Source organism: Neobacillus niacini, from assembly GCF_048572935.1.
GTDB lineage: Bacteria > Bacillota > Bacilli > Bacillales > Cytobacillaceae > Neobacillus > Neobacillus niacini.
The window spans coordinates 3,195,165-3,219,920 of sequence record NZ_CP183883.1 but is presented as its reverse complement, the minus strand read 5'-3'; the positions used below and the strand labels follow the sequence as shown (position 1 = coordinate 3,219,920).

Here is a 24,756-nt window from a genome sequence, read left to right as displayed (position 1 = left end):
CCTCTGTTTTAATTTACGGAATAATTCTTAATATGTTCCTTAAATGAAACTATACAGAGAAAAAGGAATACTGTCAACTGAATTTTCAAAAAATTCACTATAATTATGTTGGAAATATGGTTTAAAGATGAGGTAAACTTAAAGTGAATGAATTTATACCTAAATTTTTTCATAATTGATATAATTAAATTCAATCTTTTTATTGGGGGGAATTATTTGAAACCAAGAGTTGGAATTATTGGACCAGAAGACTCTGTCCAACTTATTTCTGAAATTGCAATGGAATATAGCGAACATATCCAACCGGTACCTTTCATTTATGCGAATACATTGGAAGCTGCTAGCCTCATACAAAATAATCAACAGGCTGTTGACCTTTGGATCCTAGCAGGACCGGCCTTATATAATTCATTTTTAGAGAGTGGTGTCAATCAGCCCTTTTTTTTACTTAAGTTAGATGGTGCCAGCTTAACTAAGACTTTGGTGGAAATTGGATATATTGATAAGAAAGCGCTTGAATCTATTAGCATCGATATGCTAACAGAACGAGATGTCTATGAAACCTATAACGACCTTAATATTTCAGGCAGACAGGTTTATGTGCAAGAGTATACACATGAAACTCATCTCAAAGATCTTCTAACTTTTCACCAAAAACTTTACCAAGATGGAAAAGTAGATATTTGTATCACTTGTTTGCGTTCAATATATGATCAATTGCGTTCGGAAAATATTCCTGCCTACCGAGTTACTCCCACAAGAAGCAATATTCGTGAGACTTTATCAACAGCCATACAACAATGGGAAACCATGCATTTTAAACAATCACAAATTGCTGCCATACTCGTAAAAGTTCAAGGGATTGAGAAAAAAAATGATCATAATATGGTATCATACGATTTACATCGATTAATATTAGATATCCAGGCTGCAATCTTAAATTTTGCTGAATCCATTTCTGGCTCTTTTATCACGATTGGCACCGGAGCCTTTGTTATTTTCTCCACAAGAGGTTCTGTTCAAGAAACCGAGAAACCAATTGGATTTCTTCTAGAGGAATTATCGTTAATTTCTGATTTACCATCGAACATCGGTATAGGCTATGGCGACACCGCTCTGTCTGCGGAAGAAAACGCACGTCTTGCTTTAAATCATGCTCAAAACTATGATTCTTTTTGTGCTTTCCTCGTTGATAATAATGGTACAATCGAAGGGCCTTTAGAAGAACAAGAGGTCATCACTTATCAATACCGAACTGAAAATAAAGAAATTAGTGAGAAACTTAAAAATAGCGGGATCACGATCACTACATTTAACAAAATATTATCCGTACAAAAAAGAGTTGGTAACGGTACTATTACCGCAACTCAGATAGCAGACACACTAAAAATGACACCGAGAAACGCCCGACGCATTTTAACAGGCTTAGTGGACCAAGGAATTGCTGAGATTATTGGGGATGAGGCTCCAACCTCCAAGGGGCGACCACGGAAAATATATCGAGTGAGTGATAGAGTTGAAACGGGGACTACCAAGACCATTTAATACCTTTTTAACAAAAGAAAAACACAATCCTATATACTTCTGTTTTGATCTATGAGTCCTATCCCATTAAGATAGGACTCATTTTAATTCAAATATACTAATGTTCATAAAACTTCGTTCTCAGAATTCCCCCTCCCTCTACTTTTCTATTTATACCTCTAAAGAATGATTAGATTATACAAAAGGAATTGAAATTATTAGTTTCAATAGCTATATTTGATAATGTAATAGAAGAAAGTGACTGAAGAGACTTAATAATCAGCGCAAATTATGGAGGATTGAGCATTTTGAAGTTAGGACCTCGTGTCATTAAAACTGGAATTGCTGTTACATTGGCCTTATATATATGTTCGGTATTAAATCTTGAATCCGCAGTCTTTGCGGGAATTGCTGCCATTTTTACGATTCAGCCGTCCATTTACCGTACATGGAAACAAGTATGGAACCAAGCTCAAACCAATGTTTTAGGTGCGATTTTCGCCTTCCTGGGATTATATTTTCTTGGTAACGACCCATTTTCTATTGGTCTTGTCATCATTATTCTGATTTCGATTAGTTTGAAGTTAAAAATGGGAGAGACGATTTCATTAACGGTTGTAACGGTGTTAGCGATTATGAGTGCACCAGGAAACGATTGGCTCTTTGCCTTGAACCGTTTTATTGTTACCTTTATTGGAATGGCAACCGCATTATTGGTGAATATTTTTGTCTACCCGCCAAACTATAAGAAAAATTACGTAAACAAAATCAATGATATTTTCAGGGATTTCTCTATATTGATGAAAACAGCTATCTCTGACGAAATGACAGAAAAGTCATTTAAGGAGCAAATGGAACAATTAGAGAATGATATTTTTCTTTTAGAAGAACAATTTATGTTATTTGATGAAGAACGCGAAAAATTGTCTAAGTTAAATAATATGGATGTACGTGAAATCGTTGTATTTAAGCAAATGTTTAAATCACTCCAAAAGGGATTTATGGTCTTGGAAGATATTGATTCGATTTATTTTACCAGCAAGCCGACACCTGAAGAAAATCAGCTCTTTGATCAACACCTCGAGTATCTCATCAAATATCATGAGCTATTTCTATTAAAATATAATGGGAAAATAAAAATGGATTCTCCTTCATTCGAAGATGAATTTATGAAAAAATCAGAGCTATTTTTAGAAGAAGTAATGCAATCCTATCATGAAGATCATAAAATCCAAATGACCGTCATTGGGGCTTCTATTTATCATTATGCCTTTCAATTGGACAGATTGAATACGTTAGTAGAACAATATAGGAAGAAATCACATTAAAAAAAGAAGTTGTAGGAAAGGAGTAACTAGTCTATATTCTGCTACTCCTTTTGTATTACCAGGTTTAACCTGCTCTCTTTTATTTAAATGTTCCAGGCTAGCTTATTGTAGGTCTCCCGTTTTCATACGGCTTTAAAATCCCATATAAGGTTTCGATAACCGGAACCTCAACCTGGTGTTTGGCAGCCAACCGCAGCGCCCCTCCATGTAAATGCTCGACTTCGATTGGAAGCCCTTTTCTCAAATCTTGATGCATGGAAGATGTCGCTTCTTTTTTGAAACTTATTAATGTTTTTCCTACCGACTCTATTTCTTGATCTGTTAAAATTATCCCCTCTTGTTCAGCTAGCATTGTCATTTCAAGGATTACTCTTTTTGCAGTAGCGAATGTAGCGTCTGAACTTACGATAAAACCTGACGGCAGCTGCATGGCTGAAGTAATTCCTGAAAATGCCGTAATAAATATGTACTTTTTCCACATAGATTTTAAAATATTTTCTTCCCTTACCAACTTCGTTTTAACTTGACTCTGTAGCACTTCTAACTGCTCGCATATTTCGGTTTGCTGTTCATGCAGAATCCCAAATTTAAAGGTACTGCTTCCACTTGTATGTTCCACATGTCCTAGTTCATTTAACGTGGCAATAATTGAGGCAAATCCGCCTAGCACTTTTTCTTTTCCGATGGCCTGCTGTAGTTTGTCTATATGTTCGATACCATTTAACAAAGGCAGCACAAACGACGTACCTGTCTGTTGAACAATCGTTTGAACCTGAGGGATCACCTGGTCGAGATGATAGCCTTTGACAGCAAGTATGACTAAGTCTATATTTCTCACTTCTTCAGGCGATGTAAAAATAGTTATATCCCTTCCTTCAAAGGTTCCCTCGGGGCTGTTTATTTTTAAACCTTCCTTTGTTAATTGAGCAGCCCGTTTTTTTCTGACAAAAAACGAAACATTTTGACCTGCTTCTAGCATCCTTCCACCAAAATATACACCTAATGCTCCTGCACCTACTACTAAAATATTCATAAAACTATCGCCCCCTTGTTTATTACTATCATTCTACTATCCAAGTTGACGGGGGTAAACTCGAAATACATAGAAAAAAGCTCCCCATACTACATTATGGGTCTTGGCGTTGCTTTCCCAAAGTCAGAATTGAGATAGTTGAAAAAAGAAGGACTCATTCATTTTTACAATGGTCAATGGATTGCCCCATTTAACATGGTCGTACTTTCAGTTTACCCTGGTTTTCACACTTTTTTATTTATTGTTTCATATGATGCATAAATGTAAATGCCCAGGAGGTGCTTGAATGATTATCCATGTGGTGAGCGTTGGCGAGTCACTTTGGCAAATTGCTAACCGCTATGCTGTAAATATGAACTCGATTGTACAATTAAATGGGCTGCCAGACCCCAATCGATTATTAGTTGGGCAATCGCTACTGATCCCTAAGCCAGGAACCTCTCACATTATTAAATATGGAGATACTCTATGGTCTATTTCACAGCAATATGGTGTGACAATCCAAGCAATTGTCCAATCCAACCAATTAACGAATCCCAATGTTCTATATCCAGGAACCAAGCTTTTTATCCCAGCAATTACTCACATTGTCTCTCCCGGGGAAACATTAGCGCAAATCGCAAGACGGTATCGTACAACTGTGCAAAGAATTATGGAAGAAAATCAAATTGATAATCCAAACCTGATTTATCCTGGAACGGTTCTAGTTATTCCAAGAGCAAAACCAACTATCGAGGTGAATGCCTACACATATCAAACAAATGATGCGGCAATCGCCACCCTCAATGAAATTGGTCATCTTCTTACTTATTTTAGCCCCTTTGCCTATATGATTAGGGAAGATGGAACCTTGCAGCAGATGAATGATAAACCAATGGTGGATACAGCCATTTCTAAAAATATTACACCCATGTTATCAATCACGAACTTTACTTCCACACAAGCTGGATCGAATTTAGCAAATGTGATTTTAGCTAATCCCGCGTTGAGAGAAAAATTGATTAATAACGCTATTCAAATCATGGATACCAAAGGCTATAAAGTGTTAAACATAGATTTCGAAAATGTATTACCGGCTGATCGCGAGAATTATAATCAATTTTTACAATTGGCTGTGGACCGTCTCCATCCTAAGGGATATTTAGTGTCCACTGCCCTTGCACCTAAGGTGAGTGCAACTCAAGGCGGGCTGTTATATGAAGCACATGATTATGAGGCACACGGGAGAATTGCCGATTTCGTGGTGCTGATGACCTATGAATGGGGATATCGAAAAGGGCCACCGCAAGCCATCTCACCGATTAATCAAATGAGAAGAGTTGTCGAATATGCCTTAACAGTCATGCCGGCTGAAAAAATCTTTTTAGGCTTCCAAATTTATGCGAGGGATTGGCTGCTTCCACATATTCAAGGCCAAGAAGCCGAAACATTTAGTCCTCAAGAGGCAATCAGCAGAGCTGTTAAATATGGTGCCGCCATTCAATACGATACAACTGCTCAATCACCATTTTTCCGTTATGTAGATGAACAAGGCCGAGGTCATGAGGTATGGTTTGAAGATGCCAGGAGCGCTCAAGCCAAATTCGACATGGTTAAACAATATAACCTTCGCGGTGTCAGTTACTGGGCACTAGGCTACCCTTATCCACAAAATTGGGCATTGTTGAATGACAATTTTACGATAAAAAAATAAAACGGATTGAAAAAGAGAGTTAGATTTTATGTTAAACTCTCTTTTTTGACCATATAAGCCAATCATAATCCTTATGAAATTCGAAAAAGAAGCAATTCTTTTGGAAGAATTGCTCCCTATTTTAAGCTCCAACCTATTAAATCCCTTCCAATGTTTTATTAATAATAAAATATTGATTGAGTTATAATCTCCCCTATCGTTTTTTACATTCATCCCATTGAAAGGAATCCTTGCTTTTCCCGATATTCTTTAGGTGTACATAATGTTATTTTAATAAAATTACGATTAAATGAACGGATGTTTTCATATCCAGAAAGATGCGCAATTTCGGTAATCGGTTTTTCAGAAGTACTTAGTAAATAGCAAGCATAGTTAATCCTAGTTTCATTTAAAAAATCTACAAAAGACGTATTCACATGGGTATTAAAATATTTCGATAAATAATTGTAACTGTAGCCTAATGAACGAGCAATACTGTGTAAAGAAATGGACTCGGTAAAGTGTTCCTGTATGTAGGATAAAATGGAATGAAGCAAATCTGGTTCCTTTTTTGCTTCAACCAGGCTGGTTTGTTGAATGAGCTCAGATAATAGTAAATAAAGACTACCTTTTTGTTCTAGTAGATTGGAATGACTGGAAAAAAGAGATTTAAAAATAAGTGCTTGTGCTTCTAATGAAAGGTTGAAAACTGGGTTTTCCAGGGATCTCTTTTCAATCATTTTTTGAAAAGTTGGCACATAGTCAGGAGAAAAAAGACAAAGTCTAGCTCGAGATTGTGTTCTTGTCAAAATAGAATGAATTTCATACGGTAATATGAGTAAGAATTGTCCAGCCTCCAATTGAAAACATCTTTCACTTATAGTGACTTCCATTTCCCCTTCCACGATAAAAATCAATTCAAAACAACGGTGTAGATGACTTGGGAAGTTTAGGTTGGTTGATTGATAGGTTGTGAATAAATCAAAATGTTTCGATTCGTATAGTAACATTTTAATATTTTCCTCTTCTAAAAAGATAAATTTTGTCTAGTATTTTATAAGTTTTTTCTTGTTGTGTCAATCCATAACATGATACATTTACCATTAATTAGAAGCTTACAATCTATTTAAAGGAGAGTTTGTATGGAAAAAGTCGGAATTGGCATGGTCGGATATAAATTTATGGGGAAAGCACATAGTCATGCATACCGGGATCTTCCTCTCTTTTTCCCGGACACCGTTCATCCCGAAATGAAGGTGATTTGTGGCCGTGACCCTGAAGGTGTAGCGACTGCAGCCAAACAATTTGGCTGGGAGGAATATACAACGGATTGGAGAACTCTCCTGGACAGAGAAGATATTGATTTGATCGATATAAATGCACCAAGCGATGTACATAAACAAATCACCATCGCTGCTGCACGAGCGGGCAAACATGTTTTTTGCGAAAAACCGTTAGCGCTTACATTAGAGGACTCTAGAGAAATGCTTCGTGTCGTTGAAGAGGCTGGAGTTAAGCACATGGTTGGGTTTAATTACCGCTTCGCCCCTGCCGTCATGCTCGCTAAAAAGCTTGTTGACGAAGGACGACTTGGCAAAATCTATCATTTTCGAGCGTGGTTTTTACAAGATTGGCTCGTCGATGAAAACTTCCCGTTAGCGTGGAGACTTCAGAAGGAAATCGCAGGTTCAGGTTCTCATGGAGATCTTGGTGCACACCTGATCGACTTAGCGCACTATCTCATTGGGGATATTAGCGAAGTCATTGGAATGAACGAGACATTTATTAAAGAAAGACCCATTCCTACTCACATGACTGGTCTAACAGCAAAAGGCAGCGATACGAATGAAAAAGGAGAAGTAACGGTGGATGACGCTACCCTCTTCTTGGCACGATTTGCAAATGGAACGCTAGGGAGCTTTGAAGCTACTCGTTTTGCTGCCGGACACCGCTGTACGAATTCGTTTGAAATCAATGGTAGTAAAGGCAGTGTCATCTTTGACTTTGAACGGATGAATGAACTGCAAGTTTATTTCGTTGATGACAAAGAAGATGTACAAGGTTTCCGCCGTGTCTTAGCGACTGACCCTCCGCATGCGTTTGCGCAAAACTGGTGGCCGCCTGGTCATACAATTGGCTATGAACATACATTCATTCATGAAGTGGTGGAACTAATGGAGTCTTTCCGGGAAAACCGACAGCCCGTTCCAAACTTCCGTGATGGCGTCAAGTGCCAGGAGGTTTTAGAAGCGGTTGATTTATCGATTGAAAAACGGCAATGGATTCGAATTTGTGATGTCTAATAAAAAAACAATCAAAGGAGTGCGTTTGCTATGACAAAAAAGGCATTAATCGTTTGGGGCGGCTGGGATGGCCATCAGCCAAAACAAGTAGCTGAAATCTTTAAAGGAATTCTTGAGGAAGAAAACTTTCAAGTAGAAGTATCCAATTCACTTGACTCATACGCTGACAAAGAAAAGCTGATGGAATTAGACCTAATTATCCCTCACTGGACCATGGGAGAAATTGAAAAAAAATATGTTCTCAATATTTCCGAAGCCGTGGCTTCTGGTGTCGGCTTAGCGGGCTGCCATGGGGGCATGTGTGATTCTTTCCGAAATAACGTGGATTGGCAGTTTATGACGGGTGGTAATTGGGTGGCCCATCCCGGAAATGATGGAGTTGAATACATGGTCAACATTAAGCATTCCTCAAGTCCATTACTAGAAGGTCTTTCTGATTTTAAAGTGGTAAGTGAGCAATATTACCTTCATTATGACCCCGCTGTTGAAGTGTTAGCGACAACGCGCTTCCCAGTATTTCACGGTCCACATGCAACGAATAAAGCTGTTGAAATGCCTGTTGTTTGGACAAAACGCTGGGGCTTCGGCAATGTGTTTTATAGTTCACTCGGTCATCAAGCCAACATTATTTCCATGCCGGAAGTGTCGCTCATCATGCGCCGCGGATTCCTTTGGGCTGCTGAAGGTAAGACTCGCTCTAAAGAATTAGATGTTGAGTCGATTTATGGAAATGTGCGAACCTATACAGGAATGGGCGACAGTCAATAATCAGACGATGAACGCTAGATAGCAATTTTTATAAATAATCATTTGGAGGTCCTTTATGGAAAAGCTTAAAATCGGTATCATTGGTTGTGGAAACATTAGTTCTATTTATTTAGAAAACTGTAAGAAATTCCCTCACCTCGAGCTTATTGCCTGTGCTGACCTAGATCTAGAGCGTGCCCAGTCCCAAGCGGAGAAGTTTGGGGTTCCTAAAGCGTTGTCAGTAGATGAGCTGCTTTCTGACCCAGATATTCAACTCGTAATCAATTTAACAATTCCAAAAGCACATGCCGCTGTCTGTATCCAAGCACTTGAAGCCGGAAAGCATGTTTATACAGAAAAACCACTGGCTGTGACTCGTGAGGAAGGAAAACAAATTTTAGAAACTGCCAAGAAGAAAAATCTCCTTGTTGGCAGTGCTCCGGACACTTTCTTAGGTGCTGGTATTCAAACGGCGATCCACATCATTGAACAAGGTGAAATTGGTGAACCCATTGGAGCTTCTGCCTTCATGATTTGCCGAGGACACGAGCATTGGCATCCAGACCCTTCCTTCTATTATGATTTTGGCGGCGGACCTATGTTTGATATGGGACCCTATTATTTAACAGCATTAGTAGCCCTCTTAGGACCAATAAAACGAATTTCTGGATCTACACGTATTAGTTATCCAGAACGGACCGTGCTTAGCCAGCCTAAAGCAGGTACTAAAATCGAAGTAAAGATTCCTACACACATCTCAGGTGTCATTGATTTTGCTTCGGGGGTAATCGGTAATATTACAACAAGCTTTGATGCTTTTGGCGGGACATCCCTGCCTCCCATTGAAATATACGGCAGTGAAGGAACGTTACTTGTTCCTGATCCCAATACATTCGGGGGCACTGTAAAAATAAGAAAACGGGATGAAGCTGAATTTAAAGAGGTCCCTCTTGCCTATGGCTACCTCGAAAACAGTCGAGGACTTGGTGTGGCGGATATGGCCAAAGCTATTCTTAAAGGAAGGAATTATCGGGCAAATGGGGAATTAGCGTATCATGTATTAGAAGCGATGCATGGATTCCATGATTCCTCGGATCGTGGTCAGCACTATAACATGGAAAGTACGTGCAGCCGTCCGGAATCAGTACCTTATGAGTTGGAGGTGAAGTAGTTTCCAATCTGAACTAAACATACACATAGCCACCGATAATTGCCTTTTTTACAAATTAAGCGCCTCCTTATGGGAATGCGCTTTTTCTGTTCTAGTTAGCCATTATAATGTCGAGACACTATCAAGCCGACTCTGCCTTTGCCTTATTTATTTCAATGTAGTTATCTGCTCGAAGAATGAAAAACTAAGTGCAATTTTTAATAGAGGTTCTCGATGGAAGTCCAATATCAAAAGGCTGCCTCATGGTGAGAACAGCCCTTTTTTACATTATAGTTTTTTTGAATCCATGGTATCCAACGTTTCAAGGAAATTAACAAAAGCCTTCACAACATTCCATTCCAAGGATTCCTTATGGTAATACATCCATGTTCTGCGTAAGATAGGGCTTCCTTTAGAATCAGTTAATACAATTTTATATAAATCATCTACATCATTTAAAATACGACTGGATAAGAAGCCGTATCCTAATCCATTTATAACCATTTCCTTACAAGTATCAACCTGGTCCACTTCTATACTAATAAAAGGAGACTGTGAATAGTTTTCAGCCCACCAGTTATCAATTAATGATTTTAATAAGAAATCTCCGTTATAGTCAATTCTTGGGAGATTAGGCAAATCAACAATATCAATTGTTTCCCTCGACGTAACAGAAACAGTTTCTTCATATAATAAATGTTTCTTCAGTCCTCTAGAGCTATAGTCGCCACGAACAAAACCAATATGAACATCCTTATTGTGTATAAGCTTCGTAACATCTTTGCTCCAGCCCGAAATCACTTTAAATTCTACATGAGGATATTGATTTCTAAATAATTTCAATATATGGGGCAGTTCATAATTAGCAAAAAAGTTAGATACACCCAATTTTAATGTCCCTACGACTTCATTACCAAACGTTTCATTCATATTCCTAACATGCTCTTTAATTTTATTATATTGAGCAATGATATCGTCGGCACACTGAACTAGATATTCACCTTGTGGGGTAAAATGAACCCCTCTACTTTCACGAGTTACTATTTTGACACCTAATTCTTCCTGCATGTGCTTTAAGCGGTTGGTTAATGCAGGTTGTGTGATAAACAAAAGCCGTGCTGCTTTTGTAAGATTCTTCTGACTATAGAGGACCTTCAGTATTTCCCAATCGCGATAATCCACTATTACCACCCATTTTTTCCCATATAAAAAATTTTTATATGACATTATAATTTTTTAGCATTTTATATATCTCCATTATTGCATTATCATTAATCAGGAGCAATTAATAATTACTTATTCACCACCCTGGATTACGTTCAACACAACATATGGCATCTTCAGCCATATTTATTGATATCTTGCTGGCAGTCCAGAATTATTTAGAAAATAGGAGGAAAATTTATGTGGATTATTACTCGCTATTTAAATTCAAACATTTCTCAGTATGAATTTAAAACAGAAGATGAAGCAAGAGAGGCTCTAAAAAACATGAAGGGCGGCTGTAATATACTCTCTGAGGTTGTATATTTCAATGATCCTTGTTTTCAAGTAGCTTAAAATATTTTATCCCACTAAAGGATTAAAGGTGACTCCCCATGTATGCTATTACTAGGAGATTCCCTAAAATTAAGAGCCTATTATTAGTAGGCTCTTATTTTTATAGTTTCCCCCCCCTGAAGCAAGCTTGAACGCAACGGGGGAATTATCGGAGAGACCGTATAGCTGGATTAAGGTATCCGTAACGATTTCAAAGTTGTTTTAATTTTGTCTAAATCATTATTAGGAGTTTTTGATAATTCTCTTATCAAGAAATCGCAAATTAGATCAAGATTATGGCGAGGACCTAATTCAACTTTAAAAAAGCGACTTAGCTCAACAATTTCAGATTCATGATTGAATGGAAGTTTGTCACGTGAGGGAAGTAATAATTCAGCAGTACTATCACCGAATTTCCTGCTGATAGTTAAAATGCAGTGTGTGATATATGTAGAGATATTTGATATCTTTTCTAGATTTAATTTCTCAAATGTATCTTTCGGAGTATGATAGTGAGGATCATGACCACATGTAAAAAATAGGTTGGGCTTCCTGTTAATATCAAAGATATAATTATCGGATAAATGAAATAATCTTCGGCTTCTTAATCGGTATATTTGAAGATCTTTCATTTGATTTTGTGTAAGATCAATGGATTTTGATAGTATCGGGGATGTATTTGCTCCAATCACAAATAAAGAGTTTTCACGGTCTTTTACACCTACAGAGTGACCACATAGATCTAAGATAAAAGCCCCAATAAAATGATCATAATTTAATTGTTTCTGACTATCGCGGTAAAAATGTATACTACCCATGCTTTTGGTCAAAAAGTATTTGTGCTCCTCCATATCAAAGATTGCTAGAACAATATTGATATTTAAGTTCGATGACTTTAATGAATCAAGCACAGACAGTAGTATACCGATGGCAGCAGCATTATCATTTGCCCCTGGACAGCCATTTACATGGTCATAGTGGGCTCCTAACAGCAGCCATTTATCATGGTGTCCCTTTCTTGTAGCAAGGAGATTTCGTCCAATCTTACCATCAAAAGCGGTATAGGTTTGTTCCCATTTCCCCGCTAATAATGGAGTTAACGACAACATCTCAAACTGTGCCAAGATAAGTCTTCTTGCAACATCATGCCCTTTTGTTCCTGGTACTCGCCCATTTAGGCTCGGATTGGATAACTTTTGGATGAATCTAATATATTCTTCTTTCAAAAAGTATCCCACCTTTAAACTTATTTATTGAAGTCCCCATAACTAAACAACAACTTTTATGTAAACAGACCTTATTTTTTGAGAAAGATTTGTTCTAATGTTTCGGCATTGTCTTTATCTAAAGTTCCATACCCATCTTTTTCATTATTACTAATAATTGTTGCTGTATCATTTTGATTGAACCAAATTTGATAAACAAATAATCTTTCAGGCATATTCTCATCATACTTAAAATATAATGTCGACTTTACATCTTCTTTTCTAGCCATTTTTGGTTCTGCATTTGGTTCCCACTTAACTTGTTTAAATACCGTTCTTAATACATCTACTGTTTCTTCATCCGTAATCATGAAAGCTTCTTCATAGCTTTCATCTGTATTAACTACTTCCACATCTACTCTGATAAGTTGATTAATTACATACTTTTTCGGAGAATTATTAGTACAACCTATTAACAACATTACAAAAATGATAAGGATTATATTGTAGACACTTGTTTTTTTCAACATGCTAGAAATGTCATTAAAATTCACCTGAATCCTCCTTATCCATGAACAATTATCATTATCGTATTTTAGTTCTAAAATAATTTAAACAAATTGAATAGTATTATTATAGTATTAAAAGTATTAAATGATTGAAAGAACAATTGCCATGTTTTTCCCCTATGTACTCAAAAAAAGCATTTCTCCTTCTTGAAGAAATGCTGGCTGAAAAACTGAAGTAAAAAAAGAATTAATCCTTCCTCTTTTTTAAGTGTTTTACGATTAAATCAAGGTTTTCATCAATATAATTAAGCCTTTCCCTAGCAATGAGTGCCCATTCTGTATTTCCAGTCATCGCCGTAAAAAGATGTCTATACCCGGGAGAGTATTGGTTATAAAGGCGTGAAATAATAAAACCAGGTTTTGCTGATACCTCTTCTTTTCTGCTAATCTGTTCTATGTCTTTGTTTAACCATTCTGGAATCATTTTGGTTGATATATCGATGACTTTTTTATTATACATTTAACTTCCCCTACAATTTTTTAACATAACGAGTGTTTGGTCAATATCTCCTACTAGTAACCCTCCTTAAGAATCTGAAATTTTCAAATAAAGATACAAAGTGTAAGCGTCATCAAATATATTCTATATAGATGATTAATATTCCTTTTAATCACCCAGTTTTAAGATTGCTTTGTCACAGCCAAATTTTCACATGCAAGAATAGCCTTTTGTTATTATCTGGAAAGGATCTTCACCATATAATCATAGAGATGTTTATTAATTATGATTTCTTTTACAACCTTATAGCCAATCTGCTCGTATAGCTTTTTTGCATTCGGATTATCTTTAGCAACATTTAGAGAAATTCTTGAATCCCCTTTTGTAATGCTGTTTTTTCGACTTCCTTTAAAAGCATGGTTCCGATTCCATTGCCTCTAAACCGATTTTCAACACACACGGTGTCGATATAAAAATCCCCCTCATCAGCCTCCTTATCCAGGAGAATCAATTCATTCCTTCTTTTCTTTCTTAATCTTTTCAAAATAGGTTCGTCTAATCGAGGTGCAATCTCTCCCGGGTAAGTAATTACAATTCCTGCTACTTCTCCTAAGACATCTGCAACCATCGTATTTTGGTAACTAAGACGATTAATCTCTTCTCGAAAGAAATTTGCCAGCGTTTCACGAATATTTTCTTTCTTCGTTTGACCAGTTAGCTTCTCGGCAATATCATCAATTGCATAATGAATGAGATCCGCAGCTTTCTTGGCGTCCTTTTTCACTGCTCCCCTAAAATTAAGTTCTTGGGCGATAATCTCTTCCCAATTAACTCCATAGGAAGCACCACCATCCGTGTATCCTGCAATGAAATAAAAGTTTTCGCCAGAATCTTCCTCAAAATATTTGTTTTGTTTATCGCGTTTTGATTTACTCTTCAACTACATTCCCTCCGTACGGTTGCCCCATCTTTTGACTGAAAAAAATTTAGCTCTTGTCCTTCAATAAAATGTCAACAAATACATTAATCACTTCATTATGTTTAACACATCTGTCAGTTTGACTTCACAAGATAAAAATATTTGAGATAGTGGTGTTCTCTGTATTTGAATCACAAAAAAAGTGCCAGGCACCAGCCATATGATTGGAAGGTGTCTCGCACTGTTACCCCTAATTTTTAGCGAATTGACCATCGACTTCAACCGTTTCAAATATATTAATAAAGGCTTTTTCATCATGGCTGCGGACAATTTTTTTTATTTGCATCGTTTCGTACCGTGTTACCACCATCATTAAAATCTGTTTTGGTTCTTTTGTATAGCCTCCAAAACCCTCTGTAATGGTGATACCTCGATAGATTGATTGTAGTAAATCCTCTCGTATTAACTCTCCTTTGGTTGTAACAATCTGCATTGTTAATTTGATGTGATTCGTGTGAATAGTATCAATCATCTTACCTGTCAGATAGATCGACAACAGCGTGTACAATGCAATATTCCAATTAAAAGCAGCACCAGAAATTAGAACAATGACGCCGTTCATCGCCGTTAGTAGCAGGCCCACACTCACATTACTAGTCCGTGAAAGGATAATTGCAATAATATCCAATCCGCCAGAGGTGCCGGAATACTTCAAGATAACACCAACCCCAATACCGCCTATGATTCCTCCGAAAATCGCCGACAGCAAGATATTGTCTGTTACAGGAACGCTTGGTAATAGATATAAGAAAACGGAGAGGGATACCACACAAATCAATGTATTGATCGTAATCATCTTTCCAAGCTTAAAGTATCCCAAGATGAGTAAAGGTATATTGAGTAAAAGATTCATTACACCAATATCAAATGGAGTGACTAACCCAATTAAAATGGCAATACCACTTATTCCGCTGCTCAAAATCCCGTATGGAACGAGAAAGAAATTAAAGCCAAATGCAACAATTAACGAACCTACGATGACAATTAAATTTTTCATACCGATTAGCCCCCCGTTTCCAGAAAAAATTTTACAACAAAAACTAGATTAGATTTACGAGGATAGTCGATTCTGTATAACGGATAAACCTCATAATTTTTTTGTATAAAAAAACTCGCTCCAAAAATAGGAACGAGTTTTGTTTCCGTTACCACCCATAGTCCGCTTGTTTCGCAAAATGAAACATTCTGCACAGAGCCAATGTACCATATACGAATTCCCTTGTAACGGTAGAAAACCGATAAAGATTACTCGGTTTGACTTTGCATCTCGTAGATGATTTTTAAGAAAAAAGTGTCCTTCGACTTTCACCAAATCCCCGACTCTCTTGGGAACTGGATTCTTTTCATTTTTATTTCTCGTCACTGATTTTTATTATTATTATTATTATTAGTAATCTACCAGAGGGAAAATAAAGTTGTCAATATACTTTTCCAATATATCATTATTTTGAATATTTAGGATTTGTTTTCCAGTTATAACAACTTCTAGTCAACCTAATGTTATCGGATTAATACAGTACAATTATTCAAGAAATAATTAAATGAAGACGGAAATGCAAGTGGGTTCAGACTCTCGGTGAAGTAAAGCTATAACGCACCGGGGGACTGACTCAAAATCACATTTTGTAATTAGCTTTTAACAGTCTCCGGAATTTATCAAAATGAGGTTTTGCTCCAACCTAACTCTAAATGGAAAGTATTTCATACACTCAACTCTCATATGTATATTTAATAGGTTATTAATAGCAAAAATATTGGGGAATAATATGAAGGTATCCAATAAAGTAATTGTCGTAACAGGTGCTGGTGGAGGGATTGGGAGAGAGCTCGTTAGGCAACTGCTAGAAAAAGGAGCAAGAGTCGCAGCCATAATCCATAAAAACGGGCTAGAGGAAATACAGTCATTCACAACAGTCTATGGGGACAAAATCTCGACACACAAGGCTAATTTATCTAACAGAAATGATGTGGAAAAGCTTCCAGAAGAAATTATCGCCAAACACGGATACATAGATGGAATTATTAATAATGCTGGAATTCTTCAACAGTTTCATAGCGTGAATAAACTTGACTATGAACAAATTCAAAGGGTCATGGATGTTAACTTTTATGGTACGCTCTATATGTGTAAAACCTTTTTACCACACCTCTTAAATCGACCAGAAGCTTACATTACAAATGTATCAAGCATGGGTGGATTTCTTCCTGTGCCGCTTCAATCGATTTATACAGCTTCAAAAGCAGCAGTCAAAATGTTAACAGAAGGCCTCCATTTAGAGCTTAGAGATACGAATGTAGGCGTAACCATTGTCTTTCCTGGTGGAGTTGACACGAACATCGTCCAAAATTCCGGTATTGAAATAGAAGGTACTAACAATCATTCATATAAAATGCTCAGCCCACATGAAGCAGCAGCAATCATTATTAAAGGGATGGAAAATAAAAAATACCGAGTATTAGCCGGAAACGATGCAAAAATAATGGACTTTTTATATCGTTTGAACCCAAAAAAAGCTACAGACATTATTGCTAACAAGATAAAAACACTTTAGAAAAAAGAATGGATAAAATAGGTTTAAAAGAGTGTTCTGTTGTGGAACACTCCTTCTATTCTAATAAATTTTTTATTATTTCTAGCTTTCCTAATTTCCGAAAATGGCGACATACTGATTTTGCAAAACAAATCGATTATCGAACCAGCCTAACGTATTCAAGACATACCCTAAAGAATCGCATTATATCTTCCTGCAATTTTTTGATACGCCAAAAGCTCATACACTTTGTTTGAATCAAAATCTACAGGATATAGGCCGCTTAAAGGATTTACAAAACCAGTAATAGGGCTTTTCAGATGGCCGTTTGCGTCGTAAATTTCATTTAAATACCTAGAACCTCTTTTTGAAATGTCTATCAAATACTTCTTATTATTGAACCTGCTGACAACCTCCACTTTGTATTGATCTTGATACATAACCTGATATTGATATTGCTCATTATATTCATTGAAATCAAATAATAATTGTGGTGTATTTTCCATGAAGGAATAAATATAATGGTACATGATTCCACCGCTTCCGCCTGAAGCAATACTTATTAAAATATCATGTACTCCATTTCCAGTAAAATCCCCTAAGAATATAGTAGGATTGTAGCCTGCATTTTCACGAAGTGGAACACTCTTTATGCTCCCAGTCCTTCCGTCTTGAACATGCAGGGTAATATTTTGTGTAAATGGACTATCTGAAGTCTTGATTCCCGTTAAATAAACATTATCAGGTACTTGATCTCCAGTTACATCACTACGTGCAAACGTAACAATACTCGGGAGATTCACGGTTTGCCTAGAATAATAGTTATACATAACATGCTCCTTTTCATGAGGACTAACATCATTACTTTCTAACTGCCAATATTAAGCCTTCATTAAGTATATCTACTCACAGGCATCCTAAAATTTATAAGGCAAATTGAATCTATATTTGAATATCATACGCTCCTCGCTCTCAAAGATTCCGGAGGATTTCGTTAATGACTCATCAAAATGGAGGAAAAAAAATGAAAAAATACGGTTCATTTTCTGGTACGGTTACCATGATTCAAGATTATTTAGTAGGTTCAGAAGAGGAAAAAGGGTGTTTTAAATTAATGTCCTTATTGCAGGGAGATGGTTCAATAGTTAATTTCGTGATTAGTCCAACTACCTATTTTCTAGACCATGTTATGGTTTCAGTTGGAGACCGTGTGACTGGTTTTTATGATGTCAATGTACCTGTCATTCTGATTTATCCGCCACAATATCAAGCCCTCATAATCGTAAAAGATAACTCTTATCAAAATGTAAAGGTAGACTTTTTTAACAGCCAGCTGGTGAGTAGTGATGGTCAACTACAATTGAATATTTCTAGTTATACTCCAATATTATTACAAAACAATCAACCCTTAACATCGAATCCTGCGAACCGGAATCTACTCGTTGTATATGGTCCAACCACATTTAGCATTCCAGCCCAAACCACTCCTTATAAAATCATTGTTTTGTGTTAGTCACATTCAGAAAATTAAAGGGGTATAAAAGCCCCTTTTCATTGATAGCATTTTAATAGTCCTACAGATAAGCAGTGTTGACAAGACAGGCAAGATTTTATAAATCAATTTAATCTAATAAATGGTAAAAAAGTAGCATAATGCTGTGTTATAATGAGGTAGTCTGAGGGATGTAAGCCGTTCTCTTTTACGAAATTAAAACTTAAAATATCTGAAAATCCTAACCGTAGTGAACCTGAAATAATTTGTAATTTCGTGGGTGAAATATATGAAAATTTCTATAGAAGAAATAAGCAAAGAACTAGGAGAAGAAATCCTCATCAGATGTCATGAGGTAGATGATAAAATATACGAAATCGTCAACAAGCTGAAAACGGACGACCTTTTTATACTCGGATATCAAAATGACGGAGTTCACCGTCTTAATCTTAGGGATATCTATTATTTCGAGGCTGTGGACGGAAAGGTTTTTAGCTACTGTAAAGACAACGTTTTTGAGGTAAAACAAAAACTTTATGAGTTAGAGGAATTATGCAAGGAGAAGAACTATTTTCGTGCTTCTAAATCGACTATTTTGAACATAGCTAAAATCACCTCTATTTATCCGTCCATTAGCGGGAGATTTGAAGCGGTGCTTGACAACGGAGAACGTGCTGTTGTCTCAAGGCAGTATGTGCCTGTCCTTAAAAATATGCTTGGCTTGTAAAGGTAGGAATACATATGAAGATGTCCGAATTTGTACAAAAGATGATTAAGGATTGCCTGATTATCTTCGCCTCCATTATTATTATCATAACTATATTGCGACAAATCTATTATCCGTATATGACCTTCGATTTAAAGTCGATTTATATCATTATGGCCTTTTCATTTATAAGTACTATACTGGGATTTATTTTGTATTCTCCGAATGACATAAGTGAAAAGAAAATGCGTATAAGAATTGCCATTCATTTTTTTACGTTGGAGATTCTATTGATTGTCCTTGCAAGTGTTTTTGATATCGTAAATAGCACCACGGATGGAATCATTCTTTCTCTGCAAATTGCTGCCATCTATATACTAGTTCGTCTACTATCATGGAAAAATGATAAAAAAGAAGCCCAACAAATAAACGAAAAGCTAAAGGCCTTCAAGCAGGATGTTTAACCAATAAGTCACACAGCAGCAGTTGTCTGCAACCCATAAAAAAGCAGTAGCCTAATAGCTTACTGCTTTTTTTGCATCTTATTTGCCTGTGGATACAACTTACTGTTTTTCTATATACTTCCTTTTGGCGTTTTTTTATGATGAGTTCATAATAAATTTTTAAAAAAAGAAGGGGTACTCTGATGGGATATTTACTATTATTGATCGTTTTAATCTTGGAGATTGGTTTTGCAATCTACTGCATGGTAACGAAGCAAAAACACAAAAAAATAAAGGACTGGATGAGGATTTCTGTATTTATCGCATTTGTCATTCTCACACTATCATCGGTGATTGTGTGGAGTTTCCGCTGGGTCATTCCTGCCATTCTGCTTTTCATTTCGGCTGTAAAGGGAACAGTTTCTCTTCTCCGTAACAAAACAAATAACAAAAAGTACAAAACTTCTTCTATTGTGTGGAAGTCTATTATGACAATATTCGTATTTATATTTGCCTTTGGACCTGCAATTGTATTTCCGCAGCATAAATCACCTAAAGTGAACGGTAAATATGAAGTTGCAACCGCTACTTACACCTATATTGATAAAAACCGTACGGAGGAGTTTACCGACAAGGAGGACCACAGATCTGTAAATGTGGAATTTTGGTATCCAAATAAGGAAAATGAAACATATCCTTTATTGGTGTTCTCCCATGGAGCAATCGGAATTAAGTCAAGTAATACCTCTACCTATACGGAGCTTGCAAGTCACGGTTATGTAGTGGTTTCAATCGATCATCCCTATCACTCCTTTTATACCGTTTCAGAAGATGGTACACGGGCTTTAATAAATACAGATTATAACCGTGAAGTCAGCAATGCTAATAAAGAAGGAATTTACTCGAAGGAAGAAACTTATGAACTCATTCAAAAATGGATGAAACTGCGAACAGAAGATATGAATTTTGTCATTGATACGATACTAACTAAGGTTAAAACTGATAAAAACCCTATTTACCAACATATCGATACAGAGAAAATTGGTGTGTTCGGTCACTCCATGGGCGGGGCAGCCAGTGTTTGGTTAGGAAGAGAACGTAATGATATTGACGCGGTAGTAAATATTGATGCCCCGTTCTTTAGTGAGCTTGTTTATAACAAATTAGTGGATGAATTTGTGGCACGCGACGAATACTTCAACACACCGCTTCTTAATATCTATTCTGACGATGTTTGGGGACAGCTCGACAGCAACTCCACTTATGTTGCGAACAAACCCAATAATGAACAATTCAAAAACGCCTATAACGTTCATTTTAAAGGAGCCAAACATTTAAGTTTAACCGATTTACCGCTTTTCTCTCCTATCCTTGCAAATATTCTGCAAGGTGGAAAAGCGGACATTGATAAATATTACTGTATTGAAACAGCAAATGAACTCATTCTTAATTTTTTTGACGATAAGTTAAAGGGCATCGGCCATTTCACTCCTGAAGAAACATATTGATTTGTTTTTTGGGGCAGTCCCCATTGCCTTATAGCATAATGGGACTGCCCTAAATTTCAACAAATAAAAGGGGAAAATACGGAAACACTAATAGTCAGCACCAATTATTTACACTCTACATTTAGGACCTGCAGAGGAGGTTGTCATCCATAAATAAGAACAAATGGAGTTGGCTGTTTTTAACCTCTCTTAAGGGGATTTCTCAAGTCATTTTAATCGAGAATGCTTTCTCGGGTTTCCTTATTTTGATGGCCATTACCATTGCTTCGTATTCTTTAGGAGTTATCACTCTTTTATCAAGTTTAATTGGTACATTAATTGGTAAGTTAGGCGGTGCAGAAAGGGAAAAGATTAATCAGGGATTATTTGGGTATAACTCCGTTCTTACAGGAATGGCGCTTTTCTTATTTCTACAAGGCGGTGATCGATGGTTCATTGCCCTGTTTGGGTCAGCAATTGTAGCATTATTTACAGCAGCCATGGTGCACTTTTTTCGACAAGCCGGTATACCAATGTTGACATTCCCCTTTATTTTTATAACTTGGCTTTTGCTGCTTACTACATACAGACTTGTTGCTTTTAAGATCAGTCCGGAGCTGACACCACAATCGTTATCGAATTGGACGTTAAAAATTGAAGGAGAGGCCCATTGGCTTGTTGGAGCCATAGATGGGATGGGGCAAATATTTTTCCTTGACTATACGGTTTCTGGAGTTTTACTGTTTATCGCTGTATTTTGGGCAGGATGGAGATTAGGTGTGTATGCAATCATAGGCAATATTGCTGCTATGTTAACAGCATATAGTCTCGGTGGAGAACACTCCTTAATTTTCATGGGGCTTTATGGCTATAATGCGATTTTAACGATACTAGCCGTATCGATTGTATTTAAGGGGGACTCCAGGCATGTAGGAATTACAGGAATAATTGCGGCATGTTTAACCGTTCCGATTACAGCCAGTATTGTAACCTTACTATTGCCATATGGACTACCAGCACTTACCATGCCTTTTGTACTTTGCACGTGGATTTTCTTAGGAGCGAGGAAGGTACTGCCTAACATATAGAAAAAGGCTGTCTCAAAAGGGATTGAGACAGCCTTTATTTTATTTTTTCAATTGGTCACTATACATAGTAACTATCTTTGATTCAATGGCACTGACCTTTTCTTGTTCAAATGTTTGTTTCGGATGTGGATTGTACCAATGTATTTTGTTATCCTCAATCATTCCTTTAAATTCATTCCCTTCTACATTTAAGGAAAAATGCGGATGTTCATGGACGGTCCCCTCGAATAAAGGATTTATTTCAAAGTTTTCAAACATGTCTTTCCCTCCTTTTTCAGATGGTTGGTGTTTCTCCTATTTGATTACCGACTATACAGCAACTAGATCCAAAGACTAAACAACCCATCGTTGACGCCTAGATTGTACATATAGTAAAAACCAAAAATAATACTAATCGTAGCTGTGATTAAGATTAATCCTTTGCTTGCGACCATTCGATTCATACTCAAAATAAATGGAATTCCGATAATAGTGGTAAAGATTAACATGCCCATTACCGTTCCAAATCCAAACACAATCATATATAAAGCACCCTGCCATACAGTATCCACGGTGCTCATGGTTAGAAGAACCATGGCACCGCTGCCGGCAATCCCGTGAATAAACCCAATGAAAAGGGATTTGTAATATGTACCTTTTTTTACCTTTGTCAGTTGAATGTTATGTTCATGGTGAGAATGATCAGAATGGTTGTGTTTTTTGCGAATGGACAACATCGCAGCAATACCTAGGTATACCAGCATGATTCCTACTAAAAATTCTAAAGTCAGTGACCACTTTTCCGGAATATCATTTTTCATTACAATAAAGATTAAACCAATAACAAAAAGTGTGACTGTATGGCCTATTCCCCAAAAAACGCCGGCAAGTGAGGCTTGCCATAATTTTTTACTTTGGCTTGCAATCGTGGAAACGGCAATCATATGGTCAGGTTCCATCGCATGCCTAATACCCAAAATAAAGCCTAATGCTAAAACTGAAAATAACGTAACTTCCATTATTTCTTCCTCCCCAAAAACAATCTCTACTAGTTCTTCGGCAATTTTCTGTAATTGCTCCGTTCATGCATTAATATTTTCTAAGTGAATATTGTTTTGTTTGAAACCATTCCTGACTAATATGCCTGTGAATTTCTGAAAAAATCCTTTCAATCACTTGAGTCGTGTTGGCGAATACCCGAACGGTAAATCCGGATACTGGCAGTAAGGATAGTCCAACTTTATAATCCAATGTATTCCTATCAAGAATGTAATATAACTGATCAAGAAAAGAAGGATTCATTTGCTTACAAATGACGAACATTGACCCTAAATGAGTAAATCCTTCCATGAATCCAAGTCCCCTTATATTTTGCAGTGCAGGTTTCAAATGTATATGATCATAAACCACTAGTTCACCGTCCATATAGATTTCATTTAATAGCTGAACGGATTTATAGCTAAAACGCTCTCCTTCTGGTGACCAGCCGGGAGTAATAATATCTGAATAAAGCAAAGTGGCAGTTGGATCCATTTTAATCACATTTTTTTGTTTGTAATGTGCATTTTGATAGGCAATTAACGGATCAGGAAAATACTCTAGATAACTTCCAGCCGCCAAAGAAATCTCTGATTCTTGGTAGGCATAACGATTGGGCGTCTTATAAACCTTTGTCGCTCCCTGGGTGGTTAAGGTTAATTTAGCATTTTCCCCCAACCCTAACTTCATTTGATAGCGGTCTCCATCTAAATAGCCGCCTCCGGGATTTAATAAATAGTAACAGGCCCTTCCCGAATCATCATGATAAATAGGGCGCATTACCTTAAATGCACCCTGATAATAAACATTTTTTGCAACAGTCTTCCCTTTTCTGTCTTCCGCATTTAAATGCAAAACACCTGTCCATTGCTCCATTTTACGCTAATCCTTTTAATAGAGCGTTCTGCTTCAACCAATCAAGGACATTATCCAACCCCGCTTCATCTTTTAAATTTGTGAAAGCAAACGGCTTGTCCCCGCGGAACTGTTTCGTGTCAGACTCCATAACTTCAAGACTTGCACCGACATGTGGTGCCAAATCGGTTTTATTAATGATAAATAAATCCGATTTAATCATTCCCTGCCCGCCTTTTCTCGGGATTTTTTCCCCTTGGGCCACATCAATAATATAAATGGAGAAATCAACCAGTTCAGGGCTGAACGTTGCAGCAAGATTGTCCCCGCCGCTTTCCACAAAAATCAATTGAACATCTGGATGTTTTTCTTTAAGTTCATTGATGGCAGCGAAATTCATTGATGCATCTTCACGGATGGCAGTATGCGGGCAGCCGCCGGTTTCCACCCCAATAATACGATCGGCTGGCAGGACTCCGTTTTGCATTAGAAATTTCGCATCTTCTTTTGTATAGATATCGTTTGTCACCACTGCCATACTGATTTCCTCATTTAAACGCCGAGTAAGTTTTTCAACCAACATCGTTTTTCCTGCTCCGACTGGTCCGCCTACTCCCACTTTAATTGGTTCCATAAAAAACACTTCCTT

At 37.0% G+C, this 24,756-nt stretch carries 26 protein-coding genes; 13 read left to right on the top strand and 13 right to left on the bottom strand.

The window, feature by feature from the left end; genetic code table 11:
- Positions 1–216: 216 nt before the first annotated feature.
- Both ACN6MT_RS15905 and ACN6MT_RS15900 read left to right on the top strand, forming a co-directional pair.
- On the top strand, positions 217–1,545 hold the full coding sequence (locus tag ACN6MT_RS15905) for a hypothetical protein (RefSeq protein ID WP_419887022.1): 1,329 nt from the start codon (positions 217–219) through the stop codon (positions 1,543–1,545).
- A gap of 287 nt (positions 1,546–1,832) precedes the next feature.
- Positions 1,833–2,852, top strand: a complete 1,020-nt coding sequence (locus ACN6MT_RS15900; protein ID WP_419887021.1) for an FUSC family protein — start codon at positions 1,833–1,835, stop codon at positions 2,850–2,852.
- Between the two features lie 97 nt (positions 2,853–2,949).
- On the opposite strand, the gene ACN6MT_RS15895 is transcribed toward ACN6MT_RS15900, so the two are convergent.
- Positions 2,950–3,885 carry a ketopantoate reductase family protein gene (locus ACN6MT_RS15895; RefSeq protein ID WP_419887020.1) on the bottom strand — a complete coding sequence of 312 codons (936 nt, stop codon included), beginning with the start codon at positions 3,883–3,885 and terminating at the stop codon, positions 2,950–2,952.
- A 286-nt stretch (positions 3,886–4,171) separates the two neighbouring features.
- On the opposite strand from ACN6MT_RS15895, the gene ACN6MT_RS15890 reads away from it, so the two are divergent.
- On the top strand, positions 4,172–5,578 hold the full coding sequence (locus tag ACN6MT_RS15890) for a LysM peptidoglycan-binding domain-containing protein (RefSeq protein ID WP_419887019.1): 1,407 nt from the start codon (positions 4,172–4,174) through the stop codon (positions 5,576–5,578).
- Between the two features lie 209 nt (positions 5,579–5,787).
- Here the strand turns inward: ACN6MT_RS15890 and ACN6MT_RS15885 are convergent, their stop codons facing one another.
- A complete protein-coding gene (locus tag ACN6MT_RS15885; protein WP_419887018.1) occupies positions 5,788–6,567 on the bottom strand; it encodes an AraC family transcriptional regulator in 780 nt (259 codons plus the stop codon).
- A gap of 132 nt (positions 6,568–6,699) precedes the next feature.
- Here ACN6MT_RS15885 and ACN6MT_RS15880 point away from each other — a divergent pair, with 132 nt between their 5' ends.
- The 3 genes from ACN6MT_RS15880 to ACN6MT_RS15870 are packed head-to-tail and all read left to right on the top strand — an operon-like array spanning position 6,700 to position 9,778.
- Positions 6,700–7,860: a Gfo/Idh/MocA family protein gene (locus ACN6MT_RS15880; protein ID WP_419887017.1), complete on the top strand. Its 1,161-nt coding sequence runs from the start codon at positions 6,700–6,702 to the stop codon at positions 7,858–7,860.
- Positions 7,861–7,890: 30 nt separating this feature from the next.
- On the top strand, positions 7,891–8,628 hold the full coding sequence (locus tag ACN6MT_RS15875; RefSeq protein ID WP_419887016.1) for a ThuA domain-containing protein: 738 nt from the start codon (positions 7,891–7,893) through the stop codon (positions 8,626–8,628).
- Positions 8,629–8,683: 55 nt separating this feature from the next.
- Positions 8,684–9,778, top strand: a complete 1,095-nt coding sequence (locus tag ACN6MT_RS15870) for a Gfo/Idh/MocA family protein (RefSeq protein ID WP_419887015.1) — start codon at positions 8,684–8,686, stop codon at positions 9,776–9,778.
- A 267-nt stretch (positions 9,779–10,045) separates the two neighbouring features.
- On the opposite strand, the gene ACN6MT_RS15865 is transcribed toward ACN6MT_RS15870, so the two are convergent.
- The gene (locus ACN6MT_RS15865) at positions 10,046–10,939 is read right to left on the bottom strand and encodes a LysR family transcriptional regulator (RefSeq protein WP_419887014.1); all 894 of its coding nucleotides are present in this window, start codon (positions 10,937–10,939) and stop codon (positions 10,046–10,048) included.
- A gap of 222 nt (positions 10,940–11,161) precedes the next feature.
- Between ACN6MT_RS15865 and ACN6MT_RS15860 the strand changes: the two genes are divergently transcribed.
- Complete coding sequence (locus tag ACN6MT_RS15860; RefSeq protein WP_419887013.1) at positions 11,162–11,317, top strand: hypothetical protein; 156 nt, start codon at positions 11,162–11,164, stop codon at positions 11,315–11,317.
- Positions 11,318–11,487: 170 nt separating this feature from the next.
- Here the strand turns inward: ACN6MT_RS15860 and ACN6MT_RS15855 are convergent, their stop codons facing one another.
- The 5 genes from ACN6MT_RS15855 to ACN6MT_RS15835 all read right to left on the bottom strand — a co-directional run bounded on the left by ACN6MT_RS15855 (position 11,488) and on the right by ACN6MT_RS15835 (position 15,485).
- Entirely contained in the window at positions 11,488–12,522 is a 1,035-nt protein-coding gene (locus tag ACN6MT_RS15855) for a M28 family metallopeptidase (RefSeq protein ID WP_419887012.1), read from the bottom strand.
- A gap of 71 nt (positions 12,523–12,593) precedes the next feature.
- Positions 12,594–13,055 carry a hypothetical protein gene (locus ACN6MT_RS15850; protein ID WP_063253895.1) on the bottom strand — a complete coding sequence of 154 codons (462 nt, stop codon included), beginning with the start codon at positions 13,053–13,055 and terminating at the stop codon, positions 12,594–12,596.
- Positions 13,056–13,257: 202 nt separating this feature from the next.
- The gene (locus ACN6MT_RS15845) at positions 13,258–13,530 is read right to left on the bottom strand and encodes a hypothetical protein (protein ID WP_419887011.1); all 273 of its coding nucleotides are present in this window, start codon (positions 13,528–13,530) and stop codon (positions 13,258–13,260) included.
- 337 nt (positions 13,531–13,867) lie between these two features.
- Complete coding sequence (locus ACN6MT_RS15840; RefSeq protein WP_419887010.1) at positions 13,868–14,449, bottom strand: GNAT family N-acetyltransferase; 582 nt, start codon at positions 14,447–14,449, stop codon at positions 13,868–13,870.
- A gap of 229 nt (positions 14,450–14,678) precedes the next feature.
- Positions 14,679–15,485, bottom strand: a complete 807-nt coding sequence (locus tag ACN6MT_RS15835; RefSeq protein WP_034676476.1) for a YitT family protein — start codon at positions 15,483–15,485, stop codon at positions 14,679–14,681.
- 769 nt (positions 15,486–16,254) lie between these two features.
- Here ACN6MT_RS15835 and ACN6MT_RS15830 point away from each other — a divergent pair.
- Complete coding sequence (locus ACN6MT_RS15830; protein ID WP_419887009.1) at positions 16,255–17,040, top strand: SDR family NAD(P)-dependent oxidoreductase; 786 nt, start codon at positions 16,255–16,257, stop codon at positions 17,038–17,040.
- A gap of 170 nt (positions 17,041–17,210) precedes the next feature.
- Here the strand turns inward: ACN6MT_RS15830 and ACN6MT_RS15825 are convergent, their stop codons facing one another.
- Complete coding sequence (locus ACN6MT_RS15825) at positions 17,211–17,849, bottom strand: VCBS repeat-containing protein (protein WP_419887008.1); 639 nt, start codon at positions 17,847–17,849, stop codon at positions 17,211–17,213.
- Positions 17,850–18,043: 194 nt separating this feature from the next.
- Between ACN6MT_RS15825 and ACN6MT_RS15820 the strand changes: the two genes are divergently transcribed.
- From ACN6MT_RS15820 to ACN6MT_RS15800, 5 genes are all read left to right on the top strand, one after another.
- Positions 18,044–18,532, top strand: coding sequence for a hypothetical protein (locus tag ACN6MT_RS15820; RefSeq protein WP_419887007.1), 489 nt, complete (start codon positions 18,044–18,046; stop codon positions 18,530–18,532).
- A 268-nt stretch (positions 18,533–18,800) separates the two neighbouring features.
- Positions 18,801–19,238 (top strand): LytTR family DNA-binding domain-containing protein, encoded by a 438-nt coding sequence (locus tag ACN6MT_RS15815; protein ID WP_419887006.1) that lies wholly within the window; start codon positions 18,801–18,803, stop codon positions 19,236–19,238.
- 14 nt (positions 19,239–19,252) lie between these two features.
- Entirely contained in the window at positions 19,253–19,681 is a 429-nt protein-coding gene (locus ACN6MT_RS15810) for a DUF3021 family protein (RefSeq protein WP_419887005.1), read from the top strand.
- A gap of 182 nt (positions 19,682–19,863) precedes the next feature.
- The gene (locus tag ACN6MT_RS15805) at positions 19,864–21,168 is read left to right on the top strand and encodes an alpha/beta hydrolase family protein (RefSeq protein WP_419887004.1); all 1,305 of its coding nucleotides are present in this window, start codon (positions 19,864–19,866) and stop codon (positions 21,166–21,168) included.
- Positions 21,169–21,308: 140 nt separating this feature from the next.
- Complete coding sequence (locus tag ACN6MT_RS15800) at positions 21,309–22,235, top strand: urea transporter (protein WP_419887003.1); 927 nt, start codon at positions 21,309–21,311, stop codon at positions 22,233–22,235.
- A gap of 39 nt (positions 22,236–22,274) precedes the next feature.
- Here ACN6MT_RS15800 and ACN6MT_RS15795 read toward each other — a convergent pair whose 3' ends face one another.
- From ACN6MT_RS15795 to ureG, 4 genes are all read right to left on the bottom strand, one after another.
- On the bottom strand, positions 22,275–22,493 hold the full coding sequence (locus ACN6MT_RS15795) for a hypothetical protein (RefSeq protein ID WP_419887002.1): 219 nt from the start codon (positions 22,491–22,493) through the stop codon (positions 22,275–22,277).
- A gap of 62 nt (positions 22,494–22,555) precedes the next feature.
- Positions 22,556–23,233 carry a sulfite exporter TauE/SafE family protein gene (locus tag ACN6MT_RS15790; RefSeq protein WP_419887001.1) on the bottom strand — a complete coding sequence of 226 codons (678 nt, stop codon included), beginning with the start codon at positions 23,231–23,233 and terminating at the stop codon, positions 22,556–22,558.
- A gap of 70 nt (positions 23,234–23,303) precedes the next feature.
- Positions 23,304–24,128, bottom strand: coding sequence for an urease accessory protein UreD (locus ACN6MT_RS15785; protein ID WP_419887000.1), 825 nt, complete (start codon positions 24,126–24,128; stop codon positions 23,304–23,306).
- A 1-nt stretch (position 24,129) separates the two neighbouring features.
- On the bottom strand, positions 24,130–24,741 hold the full coding sequence (gene ureG, locus ACN6MT_RS15780) for an urease accessory protein UreG (protein ID WP_034675468.1): 612 nt from the start codon (positions 24,739–24,741) through the stop codon (positions 24,130–24,132).
- Positions 24,742–24,756 lie beyond the last annotated feature (15 nt).